Annotated in this window: 24 protein-coding genes and 1 riboswitch; of the genes, 15 read left to right on the top strand and 9 right to left on the bottom strand. The window is 68.6% G+C overall.

All coding sequences use genetic code 11. The features are described from left to right. Positions 1 to 30: 30 nt before the first annotated feature. Positions 31 to 1113, bottom strand: coding sequence for an endonuclease/exonuclease/phosphatase family protein (locus ACNFIA_RS23525; protein ID WP_416789175.1), 1083 nt, complete (start codon positions 1111 to 1113; stop codon positions 31 to 33). Positions 1114 to 1265: 152 nt separating this feature from the next. Between ACNFIA_RS23525 and ACNFIA_RS23520 the strand changes: the two genes are divergently transcribed. Beyond that, positions 1266 to 2102 (top strand): SDR family oxidoreductase, encoded by an 837-nt coding sequence (locus ACNFIA_RS23520; protein ID WP_416789173.1) that lies wholly within the window; start codon positions 1266 to 1268, stop codon positions 2100 to 2102. Between the two features lie 300 nt (positions 2103 to 2402). Here ACNFIA_RS23520 and ACNFIA_RS23515 read toward each other — a convergent pair whose 3' ends face one another. Continuing rightward, positions 2403 to 2834, bottom strand: a complete 432-nt coding sequence (locus ACNFIA_RS23515) for a VOC family protein (protein ID WP_259759140.1) — start codon at positions 2832 to 2834, stop codon at positions 2403 to 2405. An 87-nt stretch (positions 2835 to 2921) separates the two neighbouring features. Then, entirely contained in the window at positions 2922 to 3572 is a 651-nt protein-coding gene (locus ACNFIA_RS23510; RefSeq protein ID WP_259759141.1) for a YciC family protein, read from the bottom strand. A gap of 154 nt (positions 3573 to 3726) precedes the next feature. On the opposite strand from ACNFIA_RS23510, the gene ACNFIA_RS23505 reads away from it, so the two are divergent. From ACNFIA_RS23505 to ACNFIA_RS23465, 9 genes are all read left to right on the top strand, one after another. Then, complete coding sequence (locus ACNFIA_RS23505) at positions 3727 to 4467, top strand: DUF2076 domain-containing protein (protein WP_416789171.1); 741 nt, start codon at positions 3727 to 3729, stop codon at positions 4465 to 4467. A 93-nt stretch (positions 4468 to 4560) separates the two neighbouring features. Then, positions 4561 to 5037: an NYN domain-containing protein gene (locus ACNFIA_RS23500; RefSeq protein WP_259759143.1), complete on the top strand. Its 477-nt coding sequence runs from the start codon at positions 4561 to 4563 to the stop codon at positions 5035 to 5037. A 50-nt stretch (positions 5038 to 5087) separates the two neighbouring features. Beyond that, on the top strand, positions 5088 to 6464 hold the full coding sequence (locus ACNFIA_RS23495) for a DEAD/DEAH box helicase (protein WP_416789168.1): 1377 nt from the start codon (positions 5088 to 5090) through the stop codon (positions 6462 to 6464). Between the two features lie 169 nt (positions 6465 to 6633). Next, on the top strand, positions 6634 to 7452 hold the full coding sequence (locus tag ACNFIA_RS23490; RefSeq protein ID WP_416789166.1) for a response regulator transcription factor: 819 nt from the start codon (positions 6634 to 6636) through the stop codon (positions 7450 to 7452). Between the two features lie 818 nt (positions 7453 to 8270). Beyond that, entirely contained in the window at positions 8271 to 9386 is a 1116-nt protein-coding gene (locus tag ACNFIA_RS23485; protein ID WP_416789164.1) for an ABC transporter ATP-binding protein, read from the top strand. 50 nt (positions 9387 to 9436) lie between these two features. Beyond that, complete coding sequence (locus ACNFIA_RS23480) at positions 9437 to 10579, top strand: ABC transporter substrate-binding protein (protein ID WP_081517208.1); 1143 nt, start codon at positions 9437 to 9439, stop codon at positions 10577 to 10579. A 124-nt stretch (positions 10580 to 10703) separates the two neighbouring features. After that, a complete protein-coding gene (locus ACNFIA_RS23475) occupies positions 10704 to 11615 on the top strand; it encodes an ABC transporter permease (RefSeq protein ID WP_416789160.1) in 912 nt (303 codons plus the stop codon). 1 nt (position 11616) lies between these two features. Then, entirely contained in the window at positions 11617 to 12435 is an 819-nt protein-coding gene (locus ACNFIA_RS23470; protein ID WP_259759149.1) for an ABC transporter permease, read from the top strand. A 25-nt stretch (positions 12436 to 12460) separates the two neighbouring features. Next, complete coding sequence (locus ACNFIA_RS23465; RefSeq protein WP_416789157.1) at positions 12461 to 13933, top strand: aldehyde dehydrogenase family protein; 1473 nt, start codon at positions 12461 to 12463, stop codon at positions 13931 to 13933. 310 nt (positions 13934 to 14243) lie between these two features. Here ACNFIA_RS23465 and ACNFIA_RS23460 read toward each other — a convergent pair whose 3' ends face one another. The 3 genes from ACNFIA_RS23460 to ACNFIA_RS23450 all read right to left on the bottom strand — a co-directional run bounded on the left by ACNFIA_RS23460 (position 14244) and on the right by ACNFIA_RS23450 (position 16608). Next, complete coding sequence (locus ACNFIA_RS23460) at positions 14244 to 14612, bottom strand: VOC family protein (protein WP_416789154.1); 369 nt, start codon at positions 14610 to 14612, stop codon at positions 14244 to 14246. Between the two features lie 88 nt (positions 14613 to 14700). Then, positions 14701 to 15306, bottom strand: a complete 606-nt coding sequence (locus ACNFIA_RS23455; RefSeq protein WP_416789151.1) for a GNAT family N-acetyltransferase — start codon at positions 15304 to 15306, stop codon at positions 14701 to 14703. Between the two features lie 60 nt (positions 15307 to 15366). Next, positions 15367 to 16608, bottom strand: a complete 1242-nt coding sequence (locus ACNFIA_RS23450; protein WP_416789149.1) for a TIGR03862 family flavoprotein — start codon at positions 16606 to 16608, stop codon at positions 15367 to 15369. A 329-nt stretch (positions 16609 to 16937) separates the two neighbouring features. On the opposite strand from ACNFIA_RS23450, the gene ACNFIA_RS23445 reads away from it, so the two are divergent. Beyond that, positions 16938 to 17438 carry a hypothetical protein gene (locus ACNFIA_RS23445; RefSeq protein WP_416789146.1) on the top strand — a complete coding sequence of 167 codons (501 nt, stop codon included), beginning with the start codon at positions 16938 to 16940 and terminating at the stop codon, positions 17436 to 17438. Here ACNFIA_RS23445 and ACNFIA_RS23440 read toward each other — a convergent pair. Together ACNFIA_RS23440 and ACNFIA_RS23435 are read right to left on the bottom strand one after the other, a co-directional pair. Beyond that, entirely contained in the window at positions 17423 to 18346 is a 924-nt protein-coding gene (locus ACNFIA_RS23440) for a histone deacetylase (RefSeq protein WP_259759155.1), read from the bottom strand. The two genes, ACNFIA_RS23445 and ACNFIA_RS23440, sit on opposite strands and share 16 nt — an antisense overlap. A gap of 77 nt (positions 18347 to 18423) precedes the next feature. Beyond that, positions 18424 to 19629, bottom strand: a complete 1206-nt coding sequence (locus ACNFIA_RS23435; RefSeq protein WP_416789144.1) for an MFS transporter — start codon at positions 19627 to 19629, stop codon at positions 18424 to 18426. A 209-nt stretch (positions 19630 to 19838) separates the two neighbouring features. Between ACNFIA_RS23435 and ACNFIA_RS23430 the strand changes: the two genes are divergently transcribed. From ACNFIA_RS23430 to ACNFIA_RS23415, 4 genes are read left to right on the top strand one after another with little or no spacing between them, the layout of a single operon-like run. Beyond that, positions 19839 to 20381, top strand: a complete 543-nt coding sequence (locus tag ACNFIA_RS23430) for a GNAT family N-acetyltransferase (RefSeq protein ID WP_416789142.1) — start codon at positions 19839 to 19841, stop codon at positions 20379 to 20381. Further along, positions 20378 to 21994 (top strand): nitroreductase family protein, encoded by a 1617-nt coding sequence (locus ACNFIA_RS23425; RefSeq protein WP_416789139.1) that lies wholly within the window; start codon positions 20378 to 20380, stop codon positions 21992 to 21994. The genes ACNFIA_RS23430 and ACNFIA_RS23425 overlap by 4 nt, the downstream gene beginning before the upstream one ends. Before the next feature lie 13 nt (positions 21995 to 22007). Further along, positions 22008 to 22877, top strand: coding sequence for an acyl-CoA thioesterase II (gene tesB, locus ACNFIA_RS23420; protein ID WP_259759159.1), 870 nt, complete (start codon positions 22008 to 22010; stop codon positions 22875 to 22877). Positions 22878 to 22885: 8 nt separating this feature from the next. After that, positions 22886 to 23494 (top strand): HAD family hydrolase, encoded by a 609-nt coding sequence (locus ACNFIA_RS23415; RefSeq protein ID WP_416789384.1) that lies wholly within the window; start codon positions 22886 to 22888, stop codon positions 23492 to 23494. A 589-nt stretch (positions 23495 to 24083) separates the two neighbouring features. Here the strand turns inward: ACNFIA_RS23415 and ACNFIA_RS23410 are convergent. Continuing rightward, complete coding sequence (locus ACNFIA_RS23410) at positions 24084 to 25940, bottom strand: TonB-dependent receptor domain-containing protein (protein ID WP_416789136.1); 1857 nt, start codon at positions 25938 to 25940, stop codon at positions 24084 to 24086. Positions 25941 to 26028: 88 nt separating this feature from the next. Continuing rightward, positions 26029 to 26226: riboswitch (cobalamin riboswitch) on the bottom strand. Positions 26227 to 26229 lie beyond the last annotated feature (3 nt).

Below are 26229 nucleotides of genomic sequence, written 5' to 3'. Positions count from 1 at the left end.
GCGTGGCCCGGCGGCGATGTGCCGCAGCGCTCAGTGGGGCAGCAGCAGGCGCGCGGACAGCGGCAGGTGGTTGGAGATGCGCAGCGTGTCATGACTGCGCACGCCGGCCTGCAGACGGTTGAGGCTGGGGCTGTGGAACAGGTAGTCGAGGGTGCGGTCGGGCTTGTGCACGCGCGGGTCGTTGGGGAAGTGGGTGTACCAGGTGGCCTGGTCGGCGCCGCTGGACTCCTCCACCGCCGGGATGACCGGGAAGCGCGCCGCCAGCAGGTTCAACTCGCTGTTGGCGCGGTACGGTGCGCGCAGCACCTCCGGCAGGTAGGGGTACTGGCCCAGCGGCAGCAGGCCGAGGTCGCCGCCCAGCAGCCAGGGGCGGCCGGACGCCTGCAGGGCGTTGAGGTGGGCTTCGAGCGCTTCCACCTGGCGCTGCGGGGTGTCATCGCCGTTGGGCCGTTCCAGGCGGGTATTGATCACGCTGAGCTGGCCGCCTCCGCGTATCGGCAAATCGCTCTGCAGCATCGCCGGCTGCGGGGCGAACAGGTGCAGCAGCGGGATGGAGGAGCGCTGCGGCAGTGCGATGCGCTCGCCACGGGTGATCTGGAAGCGGCTGAAGGTCACCAGCTTGCGCCCGGCGCTACCAAAGACGTGGGGGTTGGGATCGAAGCGTGCCTTCCAGTCGAAGGCGGCGGTGGAGCAGGGGTAGAGGTCGGTGAGGCGGTCGCCGATCAGCGCCTGCTGGTCCTGCTTGCCGGTGGCAGCGGCGCCGTCGTCCACCTCCTGCAGCAGCACGACGTCCGGCGCTTCGTCGCGGATCACCCGCACCACTTCGTCGAGGCTGTAGGCGATGTCCTCGGGGCTGGGGCTGTCGTCCGGGCCGGTGGTGTCCGGCAGGTCGTCCCAGAAGATGTAGCGTTTGCCGGCCAGGTACTGGACGTTCCAGGTCATCACCTTCAGCGCCTGCCCAGGCTGCAATTGCGGCGCCGGGCCACGGCACTGGGCGGTGACGGCCTCGCGCTCGGCGGGGTGCCAGGCCAGCAGCCAGGCGGCAGCGGTGACGGCGAGCAGCAGGACGATGAACAGCAGGAACAGGACGCGGCGGCGAAGCGAGAGGCTCATGGGTGACCAGGGGCTATGCTTGTTGGTCCAGAGGATAGTGGCTGCGACTTTGTATTTCACCTCCGTGTTTGTTGTGGGAATTATCCTGAAACCATGTGAGATGTAGTTCGCAAGACGTCGACATCACGCCCTGCGTGCCTCAGGAGACCGTCATGCCCCGCACTCCGTTCTCTCCGTCGACCTACCGCCACAAGGTGGTGCTGGTCAGCGGCGGTTGTTCCGGTATTGGTCGTGCCCTGGTGCTGCGCTTCGCCCGGGCCGGTGCCCATCCGGTGATCCTCGATCTGGACCAGGCGGCGCTGGACAGCCTGGTGCAGCACCTGCGCGAGCACCTGAATGTCGAGGCGCTGGGCCTGCGCTGCGACATCGCCGAGGCGGAGGCGGTGCAGCGCGCGGTGGCGCTGGCCATCGAGCGCTTCGGCGGCATCGACGTGCTGGTGAACAACGCCGGCATCACCCATCGCAGCCTGTTCATCGAGACCGAGCTGGCGGTTTTCCGGCGGGTGATGGCGGTGAACTTCTACGGCGCGCTGCATTGCACCCAGGCGGCGTTGCCCAGCCTGCTGGCGCGGCACGGGCAGATCGTCGTGCTCAGCTCGCTCACCGGTTTCGCCCCGCTGCTCTATCGCAGCGCGTACAACGCCAGCAAGCATGCGTTGCACGGCTTGTTCGACACGCTGCGCATGGAGCTGGACGGCACCGGCGTGGCCATCACCCTGGCGTGCCCGGGCTTCACCGCCACCGACCTGCGCAAGAATGCGCTGGTGGGCGATGGCTCGGTGATCCGCCAGCCGGCCGTGGTGCTGGGGGCGGAAGTGGCGTCGCCGCGGGACGTGGCGGAGGCGATCTACCAGGGCGCGCTGAAGCGTCGGCGCTTGCTGGTGCTGTCCAACGTCAACTGGCGGGCGCGGATACTGGCGCGCTTCTTCCCGCGGCTGTTCGAGAAGCTGCTGGTGCCGAAGATGTCGGGGCTCAGGCCGGGGCACTGAGCCGGCCCGAGGTAAAACTCGGGACAATTGTAGGAGCAACTGTCTTTAACTGAACCTCCGTAGCGGCGATTTCCCTCTCCCTAACCCTCTCCCTGAAGGGAGAGGGGACTGGATCGGCGCCGGCTAAAACTGTGGCGTCAGCCGGCTCGGATGGCTCCCTCTCCCTTCAGGGAGAGGGCGGGGGAGAGGGCGCGCCCCGCTGCGATTTTTCAGGTGGTAGCGGGCCATGCCCGCGACCCGTGAGCGGCGCTCACGTCGCTCTTGCAGATCGCGGGCATGGCCCGCTCCTACAGGTCGAGGTTAGTGCGAGTGCGTATCGAACCCACCGCCGGCCAGCGCCATGTCCCAGAACGATGCCTCGATCTTGTGCCCGTCCAGGTCGCGGACGAAGCAGCCGTAGTAAGGCTCGCCATACTGCGGGCGCGGCCCCGGTGCGCCCTCGTCGGTCGCGCCGGCGGCAATCGCGGCGCGGTAGAAGGCGTCCACTTCCTCGCGGGAATTGGCCAGGAAGCCGATGTGCGTGCCATTGCCGACGTTGGCCGGGCGCCCGTCGATGGGCGTTTGCACCCAGAACTCGGGGAACAGGCGCCCATAGGCCACCGCGCCGGGGTGTTGCATGATCGGCTGGCAACCCAGGGTCGGCAGCACCGCGTCGTAGAACGCCTGGGCGCGCGGGAAGTCGTTGGTGCCGATGGAAATGTGCGACAGGCAGCTGGGCGGGAAGTCGTTCATGGCGAGTCTCCATACTCGAAATAGGAGACTCCAGCGTAGAACCCCGGCGCGGGTCGTGCCGGGGGATGTGTTGCGACGTGATGCCGCTCAGGCGGTCTGGCGCTCCAGCAGGATGAAGATGCGGTAGGCCGCCACCGTCAGCAGCAGCTGGAAGAACCCGCTCAGCGAATGCAGCGCGACGCTGAGCACCGGCGCATCCTGGCCGGCCTCGGTGATCCAGCCCTCGGCGATCCACACCGGGGCGAGAATCGCCAGGGAGGTCATCAGCAGCAGGAAGAAATGCCCGGTGGTCAGGGCGAAGCTCTCGCGCATCGCGTCGATGGGCGCGCGGCCGCGCTGCACCAGGAGGAATTCGGCGAAGGCCAGCTTGATCATCACGAAGATGCCCGGCAGCACCATTAGCGACAGGCCGAGCACGATCAGCAGCGAGGTGATCGCCGAGAGCAGGGCGAAGGCCGGCCACAGGCGCAGGGCGGCGCTCCACAGTTCGCGCACGCCGCGCTCCACGCCCTCGCCGGCGTCGATCATGAACAGGATCAGGCTGGCGGTGTAGATCGGGTAGAACACCAGGCCGGCAGCCATGCCCCAGGGGGCGAAGTTCTGCGAGCCGGCGGCGACGTTGATCTGCTGCTGCACCAGCGTCTCGATGACGATCCAGGGCAGGCACAGCGGCACCAGGGTGCCCAGATGACGGGAGAAGAAAAACCAGGTGTCGCGGAGGATGGAAAGGGGATTCATCAGTAACCCGATACTGTCCGAGGGCTTCGACTCTAACTTAAGCAAACCCTCAGCTGAAGGCGCCAGAATTCTGCGCGTGGAACTTGTTTTTTTCCGACTCGTTCCAATCTCAGTCAGCAATGATCCACCCGCAGCGATCCATCCGAGGCCTGTCATGAATTCCGAAGAGCAATCCCTGATCGATGGTCTGTTCACCCGCCTGCGCGACGCCGAGGCGCAGACCGCGCCGCGCGATGCCCAGGCCGAGGCGCAGATCAACAAGCACCTGGTGCAGCAGCCGGCCGCGCCATACTACATGGCCCAGGCGATGCTGATCCAGGAAGCGGCGATCAAGCGCCTGGACCAGCGCGTCAAGGAGCTGGAGGCGGAGCAGGCGCGGGCGCAGGAGCAGCGTCCCAGCAGCGGCGGCTTCCTCGCCGGGCTGTTCGGCGGCGGGCAGAGCCAGGAGCCGCGCCCGGCGCCAGCGCAGCAGCGCCCCGACGGCTGGGGCCAGACGCGCTTCTCGCAGCCTGGCGGCGCGGCCTACGCCAACAACCCCGGCGCCAGCAACCCGAACGACTTCCGCCCGGCACAGGCGGCGCCTGCCGCGCCCCAGGGCGGCGGCTTCATGCGCGGGGCCCTGCAGACGGCCGCTGGCGTGGCCGGCGGGGTGATGGTGGCGGACCTGCTGACCAGCATGTTCCACCACAGCCAGCCGCAGGAGATCGTCGAGGTAATCCAGGAGCAGCCGCTGCAACCGGAGCCGTCGAGCTTCGATGACGGGCACGGCGATGACTCCCTGGGCGGCGATCGCTACGCCGACAATGGCTTTGCCGATACGAGTTACGACGACAGCAACAGCTTCGGCGACGATTCGAGCTTCTTCGGCGACGACGACAGCGACCTGTTCAGCTGAGCCCGGCATCAGGTCATCCCGTCCGCCGGGGCTGGCGGGGGCTGCGCGCTGTGCCGATAATGCGCCCCCGCTGTTCGTGTCCCGGAGTATTCGTTGAAGACCATCGCCCTGTTCGCCGACGTGCAGAACCTCTACTACACCGTGCGTCAGGCCTACGGCTGCCACTTCAACTATGCCGCCCTGTGGGCCGAGCTGAGCGCCCAGGGCACGATCGTCCAGGCCTATGCCTACGCCATCGACCGGGGCGACGCGAAGCAGCAGCAGTTCCAGCAGATCCTGCGCAAGCTGGGCTTCACCGTGAAGCTCAAGCCCTACATCCAGCGCGCCGACGGTTCGGCCAAGGGTGACTGGGACGTCGGCATCACCATCGACATCCTCGATGCCGCGCCCCAGGTGGACGAGATCGTCCTGGCCTCCGGCGATGGCGATTTCGACCTGCTGCTCGACCGCGTCCGCGCCGGCGGCACCGATGCCACCGCCTACGGCGTGCCGGGCCTCACCGCCCAGGCGCTGATCCGCGCGGCCAGCCGCTACGTGCCCATCGAAGGCGCGCTGCTGCTGCGTTCCTGACCCTTGCGGCTACAATGCCGCCCATTCCGATCCGTTTTCGCGAGCGCTCCATGACTTTCGCCACCCTTGGCCTGATCGATCCCCTCCTGCGCGCCCTCGACGGGCTTGGCTACCAGAACCCGACGGCGGTCCAGGCCCAGGCCATCCCGGCGGTGCTCAAGGGCCGCGACCTGCTCGCCGCTGCCCAGACCGGCACCGGCAAGACCGCCGGCTTCGCCCTGCCGCTGCTGCAGCGGCTGCTGCAGGAAGGCCCGCAGGTGGCCGCCAACTCCATCCGCGCGCTGGTGCTGGTGCCGACCCGCGAGCTGGCCGAGCAGGTGCACGAGAGCTTTCGCGCCTACGGCCAGCACGTGCCGCTGCGCACTGCCGTGGCGTACGGCGGGGTCAGCATCAACCCGCAGATGATGAAGCTGCGCAAGGGCGTCGACGTGCTGGTGGCCACCCCGGGCCGCCTGCTCGACCTGTATCGGCAGAACGCGCTGAAGTTCACCCAGCTGCAGGTCCTGGTGCTGGACGAGGCCGACCGCATGCTCGACCTGGGCTTTGCCCGCGAGCTGGACGAGGTCTTCGCGGCGCTGCCCAAACGCCGGCAGACGCTGCTGTTCTCCGCGACCTTCTCCGACGCCATCCGCCAGATGGCCCGCGGCCTGCTGCGCGACCCGCTGACCATCGACGTCGCGCCGCGCAACACGGCGGCGAAATCGGTGAAGCAGCACCTAGTGACCGTGGACAAGAAGCGCAAGGCCGAACTCTTCCTGCACCTGCTGCGCGAGCAGGGCTGGGGCCAGGCGCTGGTGTTCGCCAAGACCCGCAAGGGCGTCGATGAACTGGTCGGGCTGCTGCAGCACGAAGGCATCCGCGCCGACTCGATCCACGGCGACAAGCCGCAGCCCGCGCGCCTGCGCGCCCTGGCGCGGTTCAAGGCCGGCGAGGTGGACTTCCTCGTCGCCACCGACGTCGCCGCGCGCGGCCTGGACATCGAGGAGATGCCCCTGGTCGTCAACTTCGACCTGCCCATCGTTCCCGAGGACTACGTGCACCGCATCGGCCGCACCGGCCGTGCCGGCGCCAGCGGCCAGGCGATCTCGCTGGTCTGCGCCGACGAGGTGCAGCAACTGGCGGCCATCGAGACGCTGATCGGCCAGACCCTGCAGCGCAAGGAAGAAGACGGTTTCGAGGCGGAGCACCGGGTGCCTGCCACCACGGCCGGTGGCCAGGTGCTGAAGAAGCCGAAGAAGCCCAAGCAACCCAAGGTGCCGGAAGGCAAGCCGGGCAAGGTGCACCTCGGCTCGCTGCTGGACGACACGCCGCAGGTCAAGGCGGTGCGCAAGGCGCCGGGCTTTGGCCTGGGCGGCAAACCGATGGGTGGCAAGCCTGCGGGCAAGCCAGCCGGTAAGCCGGGCGGCAAGGGCGGCCGGCGCCCCTGAGCCGTTAAGGCGCGCGCCTGCCTCATCGCGGTGCGCGCCGGAGGCTGAATCGGCGGCTGTCCCCAGGCGCGACGGGGTCTGGCGGGGTGTGGCGCAAAAGCTGCATTTCCGTGTGGAATCCCGAACGCCTATAGTGTGTCCATTGCGCACACAACAAGAACGACAGCCCATGCGCCACAAGGAACTCAAAGCCTGGACCGGCGGAGTCGCCCATCTGCTCCCGCTGGCCCCCGGTCGCCCGCGCCTGCTCGGCCTCAGCCAGTGGCTGCAGCAGATCTGCTCGGTGGATAACTTCGTGCTCTTCGTCTACGAGGGCAACCACCGCCCGCTGGACCTGTTCGACACCTTTCCGGCCGACATCCGCCATGTCTACGTGGAGGACTACCAGGTCGGTCCCTATCTGCTCGATCCCTTCTACCTCGCCTGCACCCGCCAACAGGCGCCGGGCTTGTGGCGCCTGCGGCAGTTCGCGCCGGACCACTTCTACCTGGGCGAGTACTACCAGACCTATTACCAGCAGACCGGCCTGACCGAGGAAATCGCCTTCTTCATCGACCTCGCCGATGGCGCCACCGCCGTGCTGTCGCTGATGCGCAAGACATCCAGCCCGGCCTTCAGTCGCGACGAGATGCAGTTGCTGGAGTGCGCCCGGCCAGTGGTCGAGCAGGTGGTGCGCGAGGCCTGGGAGCTGCGCCGCGGGCAACCGCGACCGGCGCAGGACCTGGACTACCAGATCCGCGAGGCCTTCGACCAGTTCGGTGCGCAGTTGCTCACGCCCCGCGAGCAGGAGATCGTCCAGCTGCTGCTGCGCGGCCACTCCAGCGCCTCGGTGGCCGAGCAATTGGACATCAGCCCCGGCACGGTGAAGATCCACCGCAAGAATCTCTACGCCAAGCTCGGCATCGGCAGCCAGTCGGAGTTGCTCGGCCTGTTCATCCGCGAACTGGCGGGGCGCGACGGCACGGGCGGAATGCGCGCAGCCGGCTGATGGCTGCGGGCTGTTCGTAGGAGCGAGCTTGCTCGCGAACCGCCCAACGCTGGAGCCGCCGGGGAATTCTGTTCGCGAGCAAGCTCGCTCCTACCATCACCCTCAGCTCCGGGTACCCATTGTAGGAGCGGGCCATGCCCGCGATCGCGCGCATGGCGCGCTCCTACAGGGGGCGCCGCCATCCCGGGCGTGAGTCACACGGCGTCTCGCATGCAGCCAGTCCGTCCCGGCTGAGGCATGGTTCGACCTGTAACGTCGGCTATTCGCAGGGGCGAGCTTGCTCGCGAACCGCCCAGCGCTGGAGTCGCCGGGGAATTCTGTTCGCGAGCAAGCTCGCTCCTACCATCCCCCTCAGCTCCGGGGCCCATTGTAGGAGCGGACTTTGTCCGCGATCGCGGGCATGGCCCGCTCCTACAGGGAGCGCCGTCATCGCGGGCGTGAGTCACACGACGTCCCGCATGCAGCCAGTCCGTCCCGGCTGATGCATGGTTTCGACCTGTAACGTCGGCTATTCGTAGGAGCGAGCTTGCTCGCGAACTGCCCAACGCCGGAGTCGCCGGGTAACGCTGTTCGCGAGCAAGCTCGCTCCTACAGTCCCCCGGCTCCGGCGCCCCGTGTAGGAGCGGACTTTGTCCGCGATCGCGGGCATGGCCCGCTCCTACAGGTCCGTGCTGCTGTCTTTTCCTTCTGCAAAGGCAGAGGGGCTCCCGATCATGTGGAACCCCAATCCCGGCATCTATCCCCCGAGGGATATATACACCCCGAAAGCCCCGTTGCTAGCGTAAGTCCCAACAAGAACAAAGCGGGAGCGCGCGGTGATGGAGAGCGGTCAGGACTTCGATATCGAATTCCGTAACGTGGTCAAGCGCTACGGCAGCGTGCCGGCGGTCAATGGGCTGAGTTTCAAGGTGAAGCGCGGCGCCTTCCATTCCTTCCTTGGCAGCTCCGGCTGCGGCAAGACCACCACCCTGCGGATGATCGCCGGCTTCGAGCAGCCCAGCGAAGGCGAGGTGCTGCTGGCCGGCCAGGCGGTGGCCGGGGTGCCGGCGCACCAGCGCCCGGTGAACATGGTGTTCCAGCATTACGCGCTGTTCCCGCACCTGAGCGTGGCCGAGAACATCGCCTACGGCCTGCGCTACCGCACGCCGCGTCCGGACCGCGCGCAGCAGCGCCGCATGGCCGACGAGGCGCTGGAGATGGTGCGCCTGTCCGGCTTCGGCACGCGCAAGCCCCACGAGCTTTCCGGCGGCCAGCAGCAGCGCGTGGCGCTGGCCCGCGCCTTGGTCAACAAGCCCACCGTGCTGCTGCTCGACGAGCCGCTGGCCGCGCTCGACCGCAAGCTGCGCAAGGAGATGCAGTCGGAACTGCTGCGCCTGCAGCGCGAGGTCGGCATCACCTTCGTGCTGGTCACCCACGACCAGGAAGAAGCGCTGTCGATGAGCGACAGCATCAGCATCATGAAGGACGGCCTGATCATCCAGACCGCCACCCCCGAAGCGCTCTACGAGACCCCGGCGAGCCGCTACGTGGCCGACTTCATCGGCGAATCCAACCTGTTCTCCGGCACCGTGCGCCGTCTCGACTCCGGCCGCGTGGTGCTGGGCACCCCGGCCGGGCTGGAACTGAGCAGCCCGCCGACGCCCACCGGCCCCGCGCTGGCGCCCCAGGCCGAGGGCTGCATCGCGGTGCGCCCCGAGCTGGTCGGCATCGCCGCCGCCGATACGGAGCTGCCGCGCGAGGTCCGCCTGAAGGGCCGCGTGGAAGACCGCATCTACCTGGGCAACCTCACCGAATACCGCGTGCGCACCGACGCCTTCGGCATCGTCTGCGTGCGCGTGCCGCGCCAGGCCGGCGGCACCGACCAGGGCTTCGAGCATGGCGCGCCGGTGCAGGTCGGCTGGAACCAGGCCAGCGGCCTGGCGATGGCGCTGTGAAAACGATCCAACCCTAACCAGAAAAATCAGCACACAGGCGGGGAGTGACGATGGACAAGAAGAGTTTCATCAAGACGATGCGCAGCTGGGAAAACGGCTCCATCACGCGGCGCGACTTTCTCGGCAAGACCGGTCTCGGGCTGGCGATGGCAGTGGTCGCCGCCAACACTCCCGGCCTGCTCAGCGGCAAGGCCTACGCGGCCGAAGGCAGCAACATCGGCGATCGTCTGGCCCTGGCCACCTGGCCGAACTACCACAGCCAGGAGAACTTCGACGCCTTCGCCAAGGCCACCGGCGCGCGGGTGCAGATGAACGTGTTCGGCTCCAACGAGGAGATGCTCGCCAAGCTGCAGGCTGGTGGCAGCGGCTGGGACGTCTTCGTGCCGACCAACTACACCATCAGCACCTACGTGCAGCTCGGCCTGATCGAACCGCTGGACCTCTCGCGCATCCCCAACTTCGACCCCAAGGCCTTCGAGGAGCGCTTCATGGCCCAGGGCACCGTGGACGGCAAGGTCTACGCGGTGCCGAAGAACTGGGGCACCACCGGCATCGTCTATGACGCCAGCCGCGTGAAGGGCAGCCCGGATTCCTGGAAGCAGTTCTGGGACCTGACCCTCACCAGCGCCTCGGGTCGCACCATCGTCCACGACTACCAGCTCACCGCCATCGGCAACGCCCTCAAGTACTATGGCTACAGCTTCAACTCGCTGGACCCGAAGGAGCTGGCCGAGGCCGAGAAGCTGCTGATCCAGGCCAAGCCGCACCTGTTTGCGATCAACTCCGACATCCAGCCCTCGCTGCGCAACGGCGACGCCTGGATGGCCATGGCCTGGACCGGCGACGCCTCCCAGCTGCACCGCGACAACCCGGACATGACCTTCGTGCTGGGCAAGGAAGGCGGCGAGATCTGGAGCGACTTCTTCGCCATTCCCAAGAGCGCCGAGCACCGCGATGCCGCCTATGCGTTCATCAACTATCTGCTCGACCCGCAGCACAACAAGCTGGAGGTGCTCTCCCACGGCTACCCGAGCGGGGACAAGCGCGTCGATGCGCTGCTCTCCAAGGAAATGCTCGACGACCCGATCATGTACCCGGCAGCCGAGCGCCTGTCGCCGCTGGAGTTCGGCGCCGCGGCGACCCTCACCAGCCCGGCGCGCGCCGAACTGATGGCGCGCTTCAAGGCCGCCTGATCGGGTCTTCGTGTAGGAGCGAGCTTGCTCGCGAACCCGTCCAGCTCCCGAGCTGCCGGGAAACTCATTCGCGAGCAAGCTCGCTCCTACAGGTCCGTGCCATCCCATGCGTAGGGAATCGAACATGAACATCGCTGTCAGCGCCCCGTTGCCGCAGACCCAGGCAACGCCGGCACCCTCGCGCGCGAAAAGCCTCGGCCGGCGCGTCACGCTTCTGCTGCTGTTGCCGTCCACCCTGTGGTTCCTGCTGCTGCTGTTGATGCCGCTGGTGATCATCCTGGTCTTCAGCGTCGGCGAGCGCAGCGCCGTCGGCGGCTACGGCGGCGGGCTGACGCTTGCGAACTACCTGAACCTCGGCTCCCGCGCCCAGGCCTTCTGGAACACCCTGACCCTCGCGCCGCTGGGCACCCTGGCGTGCCTGCTGGCGGCTTACCCGCTGGCCTACTTCCTCGCGGTGAAGGTGCGGCGCAACAAGTCGCTGCTGCTCACGCTGGTCATCGTGCCGTTCTGGACCAGCTTCCTGATCCGCACCTACGCCTGGATCTTCCTGCTCAGCGGCCGCGGCATCCCGGCGCTGCTGGAGACCTTCGGCATCGCCGACGTGCGCCTGATCAACACGCCCTACGCGGTGCTGATCGGCATCGTCTACGGCTACCTGCCGCTGATGGTGTTCCCCATCTACGTGACCCTGGAGAAGCTCGACAAACGCCTGCTGGAGGCTTCCGGCGACCTCGGCGCGAGCGCCTTCGAGACCTTCCGCCGGGTCACCCTGCCGCTGTCCGCCCCGGGGGTGATCACCGGCGTGATGCTGGTGTTCATCCTGCTCATGGGCGAGTTCCTGATCCCGGCGATCCTCGGCGGCGGCAAGGTGTTCTTCGTCGGCAACGCGCTGGTCGACCTGTTCCTGCAATCGCGCAACTGGGCGTTCGGCAGCGCGGTGGCGATGACCCTGGTGGCGATGATGCTGGCGATCATCGGCGTCTACCTGAAACTCGTGGCCCGCTACGGCGGCTCGCGCAACGACGGAGTGCTCTGACATGTGGCTGCGCAGTTACTCCACCTCGGTCTACCTGTTCCTCTACGCGCCCATCGCGCTGATCATGCTCTTCGCCTTCAACGCCGGGCGCAGCGGGCTGAGCTTCCAGTGCTGCTCGGTGCAATGGTTCGGCCGCGCCTTCGACAACCCGTTCATCATGGAGGCGCTGGGCAACAGCGCGCTGATCGCGTTGTCCTCGGCGCTGATCGCCACGCTGTTCGGCACCCTCGCGGTGTTCGGCCTGCAGCGGGTTGGCAAGCGCGTGCGCCTGCTGTTTGACGCGCTGACCTACTGCGCGATCATCGTGCCGGGGATCGTCATCGGCATCGCCACACTGATCGCCTTCATCACCCTGTTCGACGTGCTCAACCCGTTGCTGGCGCTGCTGGACATTGGCCTGCCGAAACTCAACATGGGCTTCGGCACCGTGGTGGCGGCGCATTCGCTGTTCACCATGGCGCTGGTGATGGTGATCGTCCGCACCCGCGTCGAGGCCATGGACAAGTCGCTGCTGGAGGCGTCCGCCGACCTCTACGCACCGCCCCTGGATACCTTCTGGCGCGTGACCCTGCCGCAAATCGCCCCGGCCATCCTCGCCGGCTTCCTGCTGGCGTTCACCTTCAGCTTCGACGATTTCATCATCGCCTTCTTCGTCGCCGGCTCCGAGACCACGCTGCCGATCTACATCTTCTCGTCGATCCGCCGGGGCATCACGCCGGAGATCAACGCCATCTCCACGGTGATCATCTGCGCCTCGCTGGCGCTGCTGTTCACCTCCCGCTACCTGCAGAACCGCCGCACCGGCGTTCAGGCCGCCTGAGGGCCGACTTCAAGGAGACTGAAGGATGCGCGACCAGCTCTACATCAACGGGCAGTGGGTCAGGCCGGACCTGGGCGGCCGCTTCACCAGCTTCGACCCGGCCACCGGCCAGCCCCTGCGCGAGGTGCCGGCGGCCACCGAGGAAGACGTCGACCATGCGGTGCGCGCGGCGCGCACCGCGTTCAATCGCGGCTGGGGGCAGAGCCGCGGCGCCGAGCGCGCCGAATGGCTGGTGGCGCTGGCCGGCGAACTGGAGCGCAACCAGGACGCCCTTGCCGAACTGGAAGTGCGTGACAACGGCAAGCCGCTGCCCGAGGCGCAGTGGGACGTGGCCGACGCCATCGGCTGCTTCCGCTATTACGCTGACCTGGCGCGGGAGCTGGACGAGCGCCAGGACCAGGTGCTGCCGCTGCCCGACGAGCGTTTCCGCTGCCGCATCCGCCAGGAGCCGGTGGGCGTGGCCGGGCAGATCATCCCCTGGAACTACCCGCTGCTAATGGCCGCGTGGAAGGTCGCGCCGGCCCTGGCGGCGGGCGCCACCTGTGTGCTCAAGCCCTCCGAGCTGACGCCGCTGAGTGCGCTGGAGCTGGCTGCCGCGGCGGACGCCATCGGCCTGCCCGCCGGCGTGCTCAACGTGCTGCCCGGCCTCGGTGCGGAGGCCGGCGGGCCGCTGAGCCAGCATCCGGGCGTGGACAAGCTGGCCTTCACCGGCAGCGTGCCGACCGGCTCGCGGATCATGTCGGCGGCGGCCCAGGACATCAAGAACGTCAGCCTGGAGCTGGGCGGCAAGTCGGCCTTCATCGTCTTCGACGACAGCGACGTGGAGGCGGCGGTGGAGTGGATCCTCTTCGGCATCTTCTGGAACCAGGGCCAGGTGTGCAGCGCCACCTCGCGCCTGCTGGTGCAGGAGGGCATCGCCCCGCGCCTGATCGAGCGGCTGGTGGAGGCGACCCGCGCCATCACCATCGGCAATGGCCTGGAGCCGGGCGTGCTGCTCGGGCCGCTGGTCAGCCAGGGGCAGCATGAGAAGGTGCTCGGCTTCGTCGAGCGTGGCCGGGCTGGCGGTGCGCGGCTGCTCACTGGCGGCAAGCGGCCGGCGGGGCGGGAGGAGGGCTGGTTCATCGAGCCGGCGATCTTCGACGAGCCCGCCGAGGACGCGCTGATCTGGCGCGAGGAGATCTTCGGCCCGGTGCTCTGCGTAAAGCGCTTCAAGACCGAGGCCGAGGCCCTGCGCCTGGCCAACGACAGCCGCTTCGGCCTGGCCGGCGCGGTGATGTCCGGCGACCCGCAGCGCGCCGCGCGGGTGGCCGATGGGCTGCGCGCGGGCATCGTCTGGGTCAACTGCTCGCAGCCGACCTTCACCCAGGCGCCCTGGGGCGGCATGAAGCACAGCGGCATCGGCCGCGAACTGGGCGTGTGGGGGCTGGAGAACTACCTGGAGGTGAAGCAGGTGACCGAGTACATCTCGGACCAGCCGTGGGGCTGGTACCTGAAATAAGCAATGCGGCCGTTAGGGTAGGAACGAGCGGCGTTTCAGGCCGCGCCGTGCCACCCCTGTTCGCGAGCAAGCTCGCTCCTACAGGTCAGGCCAGACTCGGATTTCGCGGACAAGGTCCGCCCCTGCGGGGCGGCGAGCTTGCGTTGTAGGAGCGGGCCATGCCCGCGACCGCGCGCCTGGCGCGCTCGACAGGTCGGCACCTGTATCTCCCGTGGTGTAGGAGCGGACTTCGTCCGCGATGGTTACCGGCCGGCTTCGCGGCCGGATCGCGGATGAATCCGCTCTTACACGAACCACCTGAGCGAGCGCCTCAATCGAGGTTATGCCCGATCCGCCAGAGCACACCGCTGGGGTCGTGCAGGGTGAAGTCGCGCATCTTCCATGGCTGGTCTTGCGGCGCGCCGAGGCGCACGCCGTAGCGCTCGGCCATTCCAGCCTCGCGCACCCGGGCGTACCAGGCGTCGGCGTCTTCCACCAGCAGGTGCAGCATCAGGTTCTCGGCGAATTCCTTGACGTAGTAGTTCTGCAGCAAAAAGGCGCAGTGCTCGCCATGACGGAAGTAGGCAAGCTCCTCGGACTGCCAGGGGCTGAGAAACCCCAGGTCCTTGTAGAACTGCTGGGAGAGCGCGAAATCGCGGGCGGGGACGAAGACTTTCAGTTCGATGCTGGCAGTGCTCATGGGCAACCTTCCTGGTTCGTGCGTGAGCAGGCATTCACGACGGCAAACGGCAGGCCGCCTCTGCCGGGCGGCTGGCCGCGAGTCTACCTCAGAGCTGGCGCTGCATGTAGCGACTGCCGGCGACGCCCGGCAGCGTCGAGCGGCGTTCCACCTGCACGCTGAAGCCCAGTCGTTCATACAGCGCCTGGGCCTTGGGGTTGGCCGTGGAGACATCCAGCGCCGCCATGGGCAGGCCGCTGCTGCGGCCAAGCTGCAGGAAGTGATCGATCAACTGGCTGCCCAGCCCCTCGCCGCGCAGCGTCGGCGCCACGCCCAGGTGCGCCAGGTACAGGGTCTTGCGCGGCGGCGGGCAGATGATCCGTTCCAGTTGCAGGCCGCGGCGCATCACGCCGACTGCCCCGAGCCCGAAGAAGCCAAGAATCTGCCGCGTGGCCGCCAGCAGGTAGCCCAGGTTCGCTTCGCCGCCGAAGACCGTGCCGGCCGCGACGACCTGGCCGTCGTGCTCGCCGACCCAGTGCTGGCGCCAGCCGAACTGGCCGCCACCCTGGAGAAAGGCGTAGCGCAGGAAGTCCTGGGCGCTGTTGCGGCCGGGGCGGGCGAAGGCGTAGTCGAAGGCGTCGGGGCCGGAGCTGTAGATCAGCGGGACGGCGGCATCGACATCGGCGGGGCGGGCACGGCGGAAGGTCAGCGGCATGCAGGCGACTCCTGGGTGGGAATCGGCAATCTAGCACCATGGTTCCATAAAAAGCAGTGGTCAGCGTTGCGCTTGCAGCCACTTCAGTGCGCCAAGCCCGGCGGCGCGACCGCTGGCGAAGCAGGCGGTGAGCAGGTAGCCGCCGGTGGGCGCTTCCCAGTCGAGCATTTCGCCGGCGCAGAACACCCCCGGCAGGGCCTTGAGCATCAGCTGGGCGTCCAGCGCCTCGAAGGTCACGCCGCCGGCGCTGCTGATGGCTTCGTCCAGTGGGCGGGTACGCACCACGGTCAGCGGCAACGCCTTGATCAGCTGGGCCAGACGCTGCGGGTCGGCATAGTCGGCGGCAGTGGATAACTCGCGGAGCAGCCCGGCGCGCACGCCGTCCAGCCCCAGGCGACCGCGCAGGTGGTTGGCCATGGATTTGGAGCCGCGCGGCTGGGCGAGGGCCTTGGCGACCTGCTCAAGGCTGCGGTTGGGCAGCAGGTCCAGGAGCACCGTGGCGCTGCCGGTCTGCTCGATGCGTTCGCGAATGGCGGCGGACAGCGCATAGACCAGGCTGCCTTCGATGCCGCCGGCGGTAACGACGAACTCGCCCTGGCGCGGCGTGCAGCCGGCCAGCGAGAGCGCCACCGGCTTGACCGGCGCGCCGGCGAACTTGTCGCGGAAGAACTCGCTCCAACCCGCCACCTCGAAGCCGCAGTTGGCCGGGCGCAGCGGCGAGACAGCCACCGCGCGTTCGGCCAGCAGCGGCACCCAGGCGCCGTCCGAGCCCAGGCGCTGCCAGCTGCCGCCGCCCAGGGCCAGCACGTTGGTGTCGGCGACGAGGCGGCGCTGGCCGTCCGGCCCGTCGATGAGCAGCGCGCCCTGGTCGTCCCAGCCCTGCCAGCGGTGGCGGGTGTGGATGACCACGCCGGCCTCGCGCAGGCGCTTGAGCCAGGCGCGCAGCAGCGGCGCCGCCTTCATGTCGGTGGGGAACACGCGGCCGGAGGTGCCGACGAAGGTCTGGATGCCCAGGCCGTGAATCCAGGCGCACAACGCCTGGTTGTCGAAGGCGTCGATCAGCGGCGCGAGGGTGTGCGCGCGCTGGCCGTAGCGCGCGAGGAACGGCGCGCGCGGCTCGGAATGGGTGATGTTCATCCCGCCCACGCCGGCCAGCAGGAACTTGCGCCCCACCGAGGGCATGGCATCGAACAGTTGCACCTGCACGCCGGCGCCGGCCAGTACGTCGGCCGCCATCAGGCCGGCGGGGCCGCCGCCGATGACGATGGCGGTGCGGGAGGCGAGCGGGCGGGAGTCGGTCATGCGAAAGGCCAGGCGAAGGAGTGCGGAAAGGGCGCAATTCTAGCGCAGCGGCGCCTGGCGCCGGTTGCTGATTTTCCGTCCCGGGTGCGGCGGGCGGGTTGCCGGGGACGACAGGCGCTCGCCCGCGGCTTATCCACAGGCCGTTCCAGCCCAGGGTGGACAACTTCGGGGTCGCCGCGATGGTTCGCCTCTGGCGCGCAGGCCACGTCTGAAGCCCTCGCCAGCCGGGGGATGCGATAATTCTTACAGCGGATCGAGATTCCGCCGATGTTGGTGCTTTTGTGAATCCATCAGCATGCGGGCCTCTTGCAACTCCGGTCCAACTGTCGATGAAAGTCCGTGATTACCTGCGCTCCCACGAGGCCCACCTTTGGGGGGAAGGCAGCGACACCCGTGTCCGGGTGAATGGCCTCGATATTGTCATTCGCAGCCTCCCCAGCGAGGAAATCCGCACGCTGCTCAACGAGGCAGTGGCCCACATGGTGGTGCGCCTGAACAAGAACCTCACCGGTTCGAAGGTGAAGTTCGAGCAGCGGGTGCTGGAGTTGCTGTCGATCCAGATCGCGCTGCACAACCTCTACGTGTTCACCAACTGGAGCCGCCTGCTGCCGCGCTACCTGCAGTACGCGGGGCCGCTGCGCGCCCAGGAACTGCTGCAGCACCACGTGCCGGAGCAGGTGACGCGCTTCTGCGAGAAGCACTACGCGGCGGACTACCGGTCCCGTGCCGCCGCGCTGCTGGGTTTCTCCGAGCACGAGATGATGCGTTGGGAACAGCAGCGCCTGCCGTCGCGCATGGATACCAACAACTCGCGCTACCGCGCCAACTGAAACTCCGCCGCCACCCGCGCGGCGCTGTGGTGGAGGATGCCATGGCGGCGCGCCAGGGCGAGGCGGTCCTTGTCGTAGCCGCCGCCGATCACGCCGACCACCGGAATGTCGCTGGCCAGGCAGCGGCGGATCACGTGCTCGTCACGCGCCGCCAGCCCCGCGTCGGTGAGTTGCAGGTAGCCCAGGGCGTCGTCCTTGTGCACGTCCACGCCGGCGTCGTAGAGCACGATGTCCGGCTGGTACAGCGGCAGCAGGTAGTCCAGCGCCTGCTGCACCACCTTCAGGTACTCCACATCGCCCAGGTGCAGCGGCAGGGGAATGTCCCAGTCGCTGTGCGCCTTGCGGGCGGGGAAGTTCTTCTCGCAATGCAGTGACACGGTCACCGCGTCCGGCACGTTCTCCAGGATGCGCGCGGTGCCGTCGCCCTGGTGCACGTCGCAGTCGAAGATCAGCACCCGATTGGCCTTGCCGCTTTCCAGCAGGTAGAGGCTGATCACCGCCAGGTCGTTGAAGATGCAGAAGCCCGAGGCATGGTCGTGGTGCGCGTGGTGCGTGCCGCCGGCGAGGTGGCAGGCCAGGCCGTGCCGCAGGGCCTGCTCCGCGGTCAGCAGCGAGCCGCCCACCGCGCGCACCGTGCGCCGTGCCAGGGCTTCGCTCCAGGGCAGGCCGAGGCGGCGCAGTTCCTCGCGGCTCATCTCGCCGCTGCAGTAGCGCTCGATGTAGTCGCGGTCGTGGGCCAGGGCGAGGATGTCCGTGGGGCAGAGTTCCGGGCGCAGCAGTTGCGCGTCCTCCACCAGGCCGCTGTCCACCAGGTGGTCGCGCAGCAGGCGGAACTTCTCCATGGGGAAACGGTGGTTGTCCGGGAAGGGCGGACTGTAGTCGTCGTGGTAGACCAGGGGCAGTGGCATGGGGTCAGGGTACGCCGAGGTCGTGCATGAACGAAAGGGCCGGCAGTGCGCCGGCCGTTCTCAGGGTAACCGCCGACTCAGCCGTCGTTGGACAGGGCGGCGTTGCGGCGCGCGCTGCGGCTGGTGGCCAGCGAGATGGACCACAGCACGAAGCCGCCGATGGCCAGCAGGCTGCCGACCCAGCCGGGCGAGGTCCAGCCATAGCCGGCCGCCAGGGCCAGGCCGCCGAGGTAGGGGCCCAGGGCGTTGGCGAAGTTGAATGCCGAGTGGTTGAGCGCTGCGGCCAGGCCCTGGGCGTCTTCGGCGACGTCCATCAGGCGGGTCTGCAGCACGGTGCCCAGGGCGCCGCCGAAGCCGATGAAGAACACGCAGAGGGAGATGGTCCAGATGTTCCCCGCGGTGAACGGGAAGATCGCCAGCACCACCGCGCTCCACACCAGCAGGCCGCCGGCGGTGGGCATCACGGCGCGGTCGGCGAGCACCGGGATGAACAGGTTGCCCAGGGTCATGCCGATGCCGAACACCGCCATCACCAGCGGCACGATGCTCGGCGAGACGTGGGTCACCGCGCCGAGGATGTCCGCGAGGTAGGTGTACACCGCGAACAGGCCGCCGAAGCCGATGGCGCCGATGCCCAGGGTCAGCCAGACCTGGCCGCGGGTGAGCGCACCCAGTTCGCGCAGCGGGCTGGAGTCCGGCTCGGCCGGCGAATGGGGCGCCAGCAGGCGCACGCAGACCATGGTCAGTACGCCCAGCGCTGCCACCAGGGCGAAGCTCCAGCGCCAGCCCACCGCCTGGCTCAGCCAGTTGGCCAGCGGCACGCCGATGATGGTGGCGACGGTGAGGCCGAGGAACATCCGCCCGACCGCCACGGTGCGCCGGTGCGGCGGCACGATGGACGCGGCGACCAGCGCGGCGATGCCGAAATACGCGCCGTGGGGCAGGCCGCTGATGAAGCGGAACAGCAGCATCCAGTGGTAGGTCGGCGCCAGGGCGCTGAGGCCGTTGCCCAGGGCGAACAGCGCCATCAGCAGCACCAGCAGGGTGCGCCTGGGCAGGCGTGCGCCGAGCACCGCCAGCAGCGGCGCACCGACCACCACGCCGAGGGCGTAGGCGCTGATCACATGGCCGGCGGTGGGGGCGTCGATGCCCAGCGCCGGGGCGAAGTAGGGCAGCAGGCTCATGGTGGCGAATTCGGTGGTGCCGATGGCGAAGCCGCCGACAGCCAAAGCGAAAAGCACCAGGGCCGTACTGCGGGGCAGTCCGGTGGTGGAGGTGGTCATGGAGGTTCCTTGGTCTTTTTTGAGTGCGCCCGGGCGGCGCGGCTGTCTGCGTGAGCACGGTCAAGGCAGTGACCGACAGCGAAGGTAGGCGAAAAATACCAGATGAAGGCGCTTCTGTGCTGAATCGATTGCGCCTCGTCTGACGGATTGCCTCCTACAGGCCCGTCGCCGGGTATCATGGTGACCTTTGAGGACCTACGAAGATTCCCATGGATTTTCCCAGCCTGACCACCGAGCGCCTGCTGCTGCGACCGTGGCGCCATGACGACCTGGCGCCCTTCGCCGCGCTCAATGCCGATGCCCGGGTGATGGAGCACTTCCCCGCCTGCCTGAGCCGCGAGGACAGCGACCTGCTGGCCGCGCGCATCCTCCAGCATTTCGACGAGCACGGCTTCGGCCAGTGGGTGGTCGAGCGCCGCGAGGACAACGCGTTCATCGGCGTGCTCGGGTTGGCCCGCGTGTCCTTCGACGCGCCGTTCACCCCGGCGGTGGAAATCGGCTGGCGCTTCAACGTCGCCTACTGGCGCCAGGGCTATGCGCTGGAGGCCGCCCGCGCGGCGCTGACCTTTGCCTTCGAGCAGTTGCAGCTGGAGGAGGTGGTGGCCTTCACCGTGCCGGCCAACCTGCCGTCCCAGGGGCTGATGCAGCGCCTGGGCATGCAGCGTGACGAGGCTGGCGACTTCGAGCATCCGCGCCTGCCGCAAGGTCATCCGCTGCGCCGCCACGTGCTCTACCGGATCCGCCGGCCATGACGCCGATCGAGGGCGTGCGCGCCTATCACGCGCTGAGCAGCCACCGCCCGGAGCGCTTCGCTCCCGGCCCCGGCCAGCTCGACTGGGCGACCCAGCCGGCCGCCTTTCGCCGTTATGCCGGGGCGCGCTGCATCGAGCTGCTGCACCGGCCGCAGGAGGAATCGCCGGGGTATGACGAGGTGTTCGCGGGTCCGCTCGGCGCGCCTGCGCCGCTGAGCCTCGCCAGCGTCTCGCAGCTGCTCTACGACAGCCTGGCGCTGTCGGCCTGGAAAGACGCCGGCGGCAGCCGCTGGGCGCTGCGAGTCAACCCTTCCAGCGGCAACCTGCACCCCACCGAGGCCTACCTGCTGCTGCCCGCCGGGGCTGTGGATAACGCAGCGCTGCTGGCGCACTACAGCGCGGACGAGCACGTGCTGGAGGTGCGCGCCGAGCTGCCCGCGCCGTTGGCCGAACAGCTCCGCGACGCACTGCCCGCCGGCGGCTTCCTGCTGGCGCTGGCCAGCATTCCCTGGCGCGAGGCCTGGAAGTACGGCGAGCGTGCCTACCGTTATTGCAACCACGACGCGGGCCACGCGCTGGCCTGCCTCGGCATCGCCGCGGCGATCCAGGGTTGGGAGGTGCGCCTGCTGCGGGGTGTGGCCGAAGCGCGACTGGATACGCTGATCGGTCTCGACCGGGAGGGCTTCAGCGAGCACGAGTTTGCCGACGCGCTGCTCTGGATCGGGCCGCCGCAGCCCACTGAAGTCCCCTTGCCCGACGCGCTGCTCAAGGGCCTCGCCGAGCTGCCGCTGGCCGGCACGCCCAATCGCCTGTCGCGGGACTATCGCCACTGGCCGGAGCTGGAACGTGTCCACTCGCTGTGCCGCGCGCCCGTGTTGCCGGCTCGTGACGGGTCGGCACCGAAAGCCGAGACGGCTGTGGATAACCCCGGCCTGCCGCTGCGCCCGATCCTCCATCGCCGGCGCAGCGCGCAATCCATGGATGGCCGCAGCGGCATTCACGCCGAGTTGCTCTATGCCTGGCTGCGCCGCCTGATGCCGCAGCACTCGCCGGTGCCCTTCGCCTGCACCGGCGAGCCGGCGCGCCTCGATCTGCTGCTGTTCGTCCACCGCGTCCAGGGCCTGGAGCCGGGTTTGTACTGGCTCGGCCGCAGCGGCCGCGAGGCGGGCGGGTTGCGCGAGGACTACCTGTGGCAGCGCGTGGCGGACAGCGGCGTGCCGCTCTACCGCCTGCTGGCTGGCGATGCGCGCGGGCTCTCGGCGTTCCTCTCCTGCGGGCAGGACATCGCCAGCGATGGCTGCGTGGCCTTCGCCATGCTCGCCGATCTCGACGCCGCGCTCGGCGAGGGCGCCTGGACCTATCCGCGCCTGTACTGGGAAGCCGGGCAGGTCGGCCAACTGCTCTACCTGGAAGCCGAAGCGGCGGGCCTGTCGGGCACCGGCATCGGCTGCTATTTCGACCCGGCACTGGACGAATTGCTCGGCGGCGGTCCGGACTGCCCGGTCAGCCTCTATCATTTCACCATCGGCCGCGCCGTGTGGGACGAACGCCTCAGCAGCCTTCCCGCCTATCCGTCGCCACGCCGACTCCCACTTCAGCAAGACCGCAATTGAGGAAACAACGCGCATGACCCAGATCCTGGACAACCTGGTGGCTCTGCTGAGCCTGGAACAGATCGAAGAGAACCTGTTCCGCGGCATGAGCCAGGACCTCGGGTTCCGCCAGCTGTACGGCGGGCAGGTGCTCGGCCAGGCGCTGTCGGCGGCCAGCCAGACGGTGGACCCGGAGCGCCACGTGCACTCGATGCACGGCTACTTCCTGCGCCCGGGTGACGCCAGCAAGCCTGTCGTCTACCAGGTCGACCGCGTGCGCGACGGCGGCACCTTCAGCACCCGCCGCGTCACCGCGATCCAGAAGGGCCAGCCGATCTTCGCCCTGAGCACCTCCTTCCAGACCGACGAGGAAGGCTTCGAGCACCAGATCGCCATGCCCGACGTGGTCGGCCCGGAAAACCTGCCCACCGACCTCGAACTGAAGAAGGCCGGCGCGGAGAAATTCCCCGAGCGCATCCGCGACAAGCTGCTCTACCCCAAGCCCATCGAGATTCGCCCGGTCACCCAGAACGACCCTTACGAACCCACCGTCGGCGAGCCGATCAAGTACCTCTGGCTGCGCGCCGACGGCAAGCTGCCGGACATCCCGGCGCTGCACAAGTACATCCTCGCCTACGCCTCGGACTTCGGCTTCCTCACCACCTCGCTGCTGCCCCACGGCCGCTCGGTGTGGCAGAAGGACATGCAGGTCGCCACCATCGACCATTCCGTGTGGTTCCACCGCGACCTGCGCGCGGACGAGTGGCTGCTCTACGCCATCGACAGCCCGTGGGCCGGCAACGGCCGCGGCTTCGTGCGCGGCAGCATCTTCAACCGTGACGGCCAGTTGGTCGCCTCCTCGACCCAGGAGGGCCTGATCCGCCGCCGCGAGGACTGGGCATGACACCCGCCATGAGCCTGGGCGAGATCCGTCATTGGGTGTTCGACATGGACGGCACCCTGACCCTGGCGGTGCACGACTTCCCGGCGATCAAGCGGGCCCTGGGGATTCCCCAGGAGCACGACATCCTCAGCCACCTGGCTGCGCTGCCGGAGGACGAGGCGGCGGCCAAGCACGCCTGGCTGCTGGAGCACGAACGCGAGCTGGCGGTGGCCTCCACCGCCGCGCCGGGCGCCGTGGCGCTGGTGCGCGCGCTGCATGGCGCCGGCTACCGGCTGGGTATCCTCACCCGCAACGCCCATGAGCTGGCGCTGATCACGCTGGCGGCGATTGGCATCGACGATTGCTTCCTCACCGAGGATGTCCTCGGCCGCGGCGAGGCCGATCCCAAGCCCAGCCCGGACGGCCTGCTACGCCTGGCCGCGCGCTGGGACGTGGCGCCGCAGCGGATGCTGATGGTGGGCGATTACCGTTTCGACCTCGAGTGCGCCCGTGCCGCGGGGGCGCACAGCGCGCTGGTGAACCTGGCGGACCATCTGCAGGAGAACCCCTGGCCGGAGCTGACCGACTGGCACGCGCGCGATTGCGCGGAGCTGGGGCGGCTGGCGGGAGTGCTCTGAGGCCGCTGCCGTGCCGTGCGGGTTCGCGAGCAAGCTCGCTCCTACAGTCCGGCACTGGCCGCGCGGTTCTTCGTAGGGGCGAGCTTGCTCGCGAACGGCGCCGGGCTTCGGGGCTCCCTGTAGTAGCGCCCCGTAGGCGCGTTCGCGGGCATGGCCCGCTCCTACAGGTTCGCTGTACACCGATAGTCCTGCACTGGCCGCGCGGCTCTTCGTAGGAGCGAGCTTGCTCGCGAACGGCCCCGGGCTTCGGGGCTCCCTGTAGTAGCGCCCCATAGGCGCGATCGCGGGCATGGCCCGCTCCTACAGGTTCGATCTGCACCGATATTCCGGCACTGGCCACGTGGCTCTTCGTAGGAGCGAGCTTGCTCGCGAACGGCTCCGGGCTTCGGGGCTCCCTGTAGGAGCAACTGTCTGCTTTCCGGCAAGTCTGCGCCGACGTTTCCCCCTCACCCCAGCCCTGGCTGCGCGCCCCGCTTCCGAGGGAGAGGGAGCAGATTGTGCCGGCTGACGCTGTCGTTTCATCCTGCGCCGAACGGTCCCCTCTCCCTCCGGGAGAGGGTTAGGGTGAGGGGGCCGTCAGGCCGCTTCCTTACAGCTCCGGCGTCCAGGTCACCGCCAGCAGCGCGGTGCGGCCGGGCTCGCGGTACGGGCGGGCTTCGCCGACGTAGTCCGTCGGGCTGGTCGGGCGCAGGTAGTCGCCCAGGGTGTAGTCGCGGTCCAGGGCGTTATCCAGCTTCAGGTCGAAGCGGATCTCGTTGCTGGCCAGCCAGCTGGTGCGCAGGTCGAGTACGCCATAGCCGGACAGCTCGCGGGTGTTGGCCGCGTCGTCGTAGCGCTGGCTGACCGCGCGCCAGGTGCCGCCGACGCCGAAGGCGCCGAACTGGCGGTCCAGGTCCAGGCTCAGGGTGCGCCGCGCGCGGTAGGGCAGGGTGTGGCCGGTGTCGCGGTCGCGCGGGTCGATCAGGCTCAGGCCGAGCGCGGCCTGCCAGCCCAGGACGTCGCGGGCGACGCTGGCCTCGAAGCCGTCGATGCGCGCCTTGTTGATGTTCTCCGGCTGGTTGCGGGTGCTGTCCCAGGCGATCAGGTCGTCGATCTCGGTGCGGTACAGCGAGGCCTCCAGGTGCGTGCCTTCGATGTCGCCGCGCCATTGCAGCTCGTAGGTCTTCGAGGTCTCGGCCTTGAGGTCCGGGTTGCTCGCGCCGGGGTAGTAAAGGTCGCTGAAGGTCGGCGCGCGGAAGCCTTCGCCGTAGCTGGCGATCCAGGTCTGGCTGTCGCCCACCGGCAGGCTGAAGGCGGCGTTCCAGCTGTTCTGGCTGCCATAGGCCTGGTTGTTGTCGTGGCGGATGCCCAGTTCGGTGCCGAAGCGCTCGCCCTTGAAGCTGTGCTGTGCGAAGAAGGCGCGGTTGCTGCGCTGGTCGTCGGCGAAAGCGGTGCTGCCGTCGACCTTGTCCTCGTACCAGTCGGTGCCCAGGGCCAGCTGGTTGGCGTCGTCCAGTTGCAGGCGGTTGATCCAGCTCGCCGAGTGGCGGGTGGTTTCCAGCAGGCCGTTGTTCCAGCTGTCGGCGGCGCCCACGGCCTTGTTGCGGTCGAAGCTGCGGCCCAGCTCCAGGCGGCTGTTCCACCTCGCCGTGATCTGCCCGTCGAGGTAGGCGCTGTAGCTGCTGACGCGGAATTCGTCGCGGGGTGAGCCCGGTTCGAAGTTGTAGGCGTCGTCGTATTCGTTCTTGCCGCGCTGGTCGTTGAGGTTCAGGCCGGCCTTCCAGTCTTCGCTGAAACGGTGATCCAGGTTCAGGTGCACGGCCTTGTTGCGCTGGGCGTCGTCGTCGCGGTCGGCGCCGACGTTGTCGCTGGTGCGGTCCCAGCCCTGGCTTTCGTCGAGGCTGCCACCGAGGTTGTAGCGGGTCTGCTCGTCGCCGCCGGACAGGCTCAGGCTGCGTTCGACGGTGCCGTGGCTGCCGGCGGCCAAGCGTACTTCCGGGTGCAGGCCGGCTTCGCCGCGGCGGGTGAAGATCTGGATGACCCCGCCAATGGCGTCGGCGCCGTACAGCGCGGAGCGCGGGCCACGGGTCACTTCGACGCGCTCGATGCTGTCGATGCTCAGATAGTCCAGGCGGGCGATGCCGCTGCTGGCCGAGGCGATGCGCTGGCCGTCCACCAGCACCAGGGTCTGCGCGGTGCTGGCGCCGCGCACAGAGTAGGAAACCACGCCGCCGGAGCTGCCCATCTGCACGCCGGGCACGCGGGCGAGCAGGGCGGGGACGCTGCGCACCTGCAGGCGTTCGATGTCGGCGCGGGTGAACACGCTGTTGGCCGAGGTGGCTTCGGCGCGCGGCTGGGCCTGGCGGGCGGAGGTGATCACCTGGTCGGAGAGCGTGTAGATGTCGCCAGCGGCGAAGGCCATGCCGGGCAGCAGGCTGGTGGCCAGGGCGAGTCGGGTCAGTTTCATGGAGCGTCCTCAAAAGCGGTCGGATGACTTTCGAGGAGGGCGTGGCAAGGGCGGCGGGCCGCACTTGACGGTGCGGCCCTCCGCAACACCTGTCGGGGCGTGTCGAGGGCGGTCTCCGGGCTGCCGACGTCACATCGCCGCCTTCCCGCAATCGTGCAGTGGCTCATGGCGATGCTGCGCTCCGCGAGGGGCGCGTCGGTTACCGTTGCGGGGGCAGCGCAGGTCTCTCACCTGCTTCCCGTTACCTCGAACGAAAACGGGCGCACCTTAGTCGGTGCGCCCGTCACTG

The organism is Pseudomonas sp. NY15437, assembly GCF_048068435.1.
GTDB classification, from domain to species: Bacteria; Pseudomonadota; Gammaproteobacteria; order Pseudomonadales; family Pseudomonadaceae; genus Pseudomonas; species Pseudomonas nitroreducens_B.
This window is presented reverse-complemented; position numbering and strand designations above follow the sequence as displayed.

Excerpts from the sequence above, each read along its gene's own strand:
- ACNFIA_RS23460 (WP_416789154.1), bottom strand. The coding sequence starts at position 14,612 with ATGAGCACTGCCAGCATCGAACTGAAAGTCTTCGTCCCCGCCCGCGAT.
- ACNFIA_RS23485 (WP_416789164.1), top strand. The coding sequence starts at position 8,271 with ATGGAGAGCGGTCAGGACTTCGATATCGAATTCCGTAACGTGGTCAAG.
- ACNFIA_RS23435 (WP_416789144.1), bottom strand. The coding sequence starts at position 19,629 with ATGACCACCTCCACCACCGGACTGCCCCGCAGTACGGCCCTGGTGCTT.
- ACNFIA_RS23410 (WP_416789136.1), bottom strand. The coding sequence starts at position 25,940 with ATGAAACTGACCCGACTCGCCCTGGCCACCAGCCTGCTGCCCGGCATG.
- ACNFIA_RS23510 (WP_259759141.1), bottom strand. The coding sequence starts at position 3,572 with ATGAATCCCCTTTCCATCCTCCGCGACACCTGGTTTTTCTTCTCCCGT.
- ACNFIA_RS23415 (WP_416789384.1), top strand. The coding sequence starts at position 22,886 with ATGAGCCTGGGCGAGATCCGTCATTGGGTGTTCGACATGGACGGCACC.
- ACNFIA_RS23465 (WP_416789157.1), top strand. The coding sequence starts at position 12,461 with ATGCGCGACCAGCTCTACATCAACGGGCAGTGGGTCAGGCCGGACCTG.
- ACNFIA_RS23445 (WP_416789146.1), top strand. The coding sequence starts at position 16,938 with ATGAAAGTCCGTGATTACCTGCGCTCCCACGAGGCCCACCTTTGGGGG.
- ACNFIA_RS23480 (WP_081517208.1), top strand. The coding sequence starts at position 9,437 with ATGGACAAGAAGAGTTTCATCAAGACGATGCGCAGCTGGGAAAACGGC.
- ACNFIA_RS23450 (WP_416789149.1), bottom strand. The coding sequence starts at position 16,608 with ATGACCGACTCCCGCCCGCTCGCCTCCCGCACCGCCATCGTCATCGGC.
- ACNFIA_RS23425 (WP_416789139.1), top strand. The coding sequence starts at position 20,378 with ATGACGCCGATCGAGGGCGTGCGCGCCTATCACGCGCTGAGCAGCCAC.
- ACNFIA_RS23475 (WP_416789160.1), top strand. The coding sequence starts at position 10,704 with ATGAACATCGCTGTCAGCGCCCCGTTGCCGCAGACCCAGGCAACGCCG.
- ACNFIA_RS23470 (WP_259759149.1), top strand. The coding sequence starts at position 11,617 with ATGTGGCTGCGCAGTTACTCCACCTCGGTCTACCTGTTCCTCTACGCG.
- ACNFIA_RS23515 (WP_259759140.1), bottom strand. The coding sequence starts at position 2,834 with ATGAACGACTTCCCGCCCAGCTGCCTGTCGCACATTTCCATCGGCACC.
- ACNFIA_RS23505 (WP_416789171.1), top strand. The coding sequence starts at position 3,727 with ATGAATTCCGAAGAGCAATCCCTGATCGATGGTCTGTTCACCCGCCTG.
- ACNFIA_RS23440 (WP_259759155.1), bottom strand. The coding sequence starts at position 18,346 with ATGCCACTGCCCCTGGTCTACCACGACGACTACAGTCCGCCCTTCCCG.
- ACNFIA_RS23430 (WP_416789142.1), top strand. The coding sequence starts at position 19,839 with ATGGATTTTCCCAGCCTGACCACCGAGCGCCTGCTGCTGCGACCGTGG.
- tesB (WP_259759159.1), top strand. The coding sequence starts at position 22,008 with ATGACCCAGATCCTGGACAACCTGGTGGCTCTGCTGAGCCTGGAACAG.
- ACNFIA_RS23490 (WP_416789166.1), top strand. The coding sequence starts at position 6,634 with ATGCGCCACAAGGAACTCAAAGCCTGGACCGGCGGAGTCGCCCATCTG.
- ACNFIA_RS23455 (WP_416789151.1), bottom strand. The coding sequence starts at position 15,306 with ATGCCGCTGACCTTCCGCCGTGCCCGCCCCGCCGATGTCGATGCCGCC.
- ACNFIA_RS23495 (WP_416789168.1), top strand. The coding sequence starts at position 5,088 with ATGACTTTCGCCACCCTTGGCCTGATCGATCCCCTCCTGCGCGCCCTC.
- ACNFIA_RS23520 (WP_416789173.1), top strand. The coding sequence starts at position 1,266 with ATGCCCCGCACTCCGTTCTCTCCGTCGACCTACCGCCACAAGGTGGTG.
- ACNFIA_RS23525 (WP_416789175.1), bottom strand. The coding sequence starts at position 1,113 with ATGAGCCTCTCGCTTCGCCGCCGCGTCCTGTTCCTGCTGTTCATCGTC.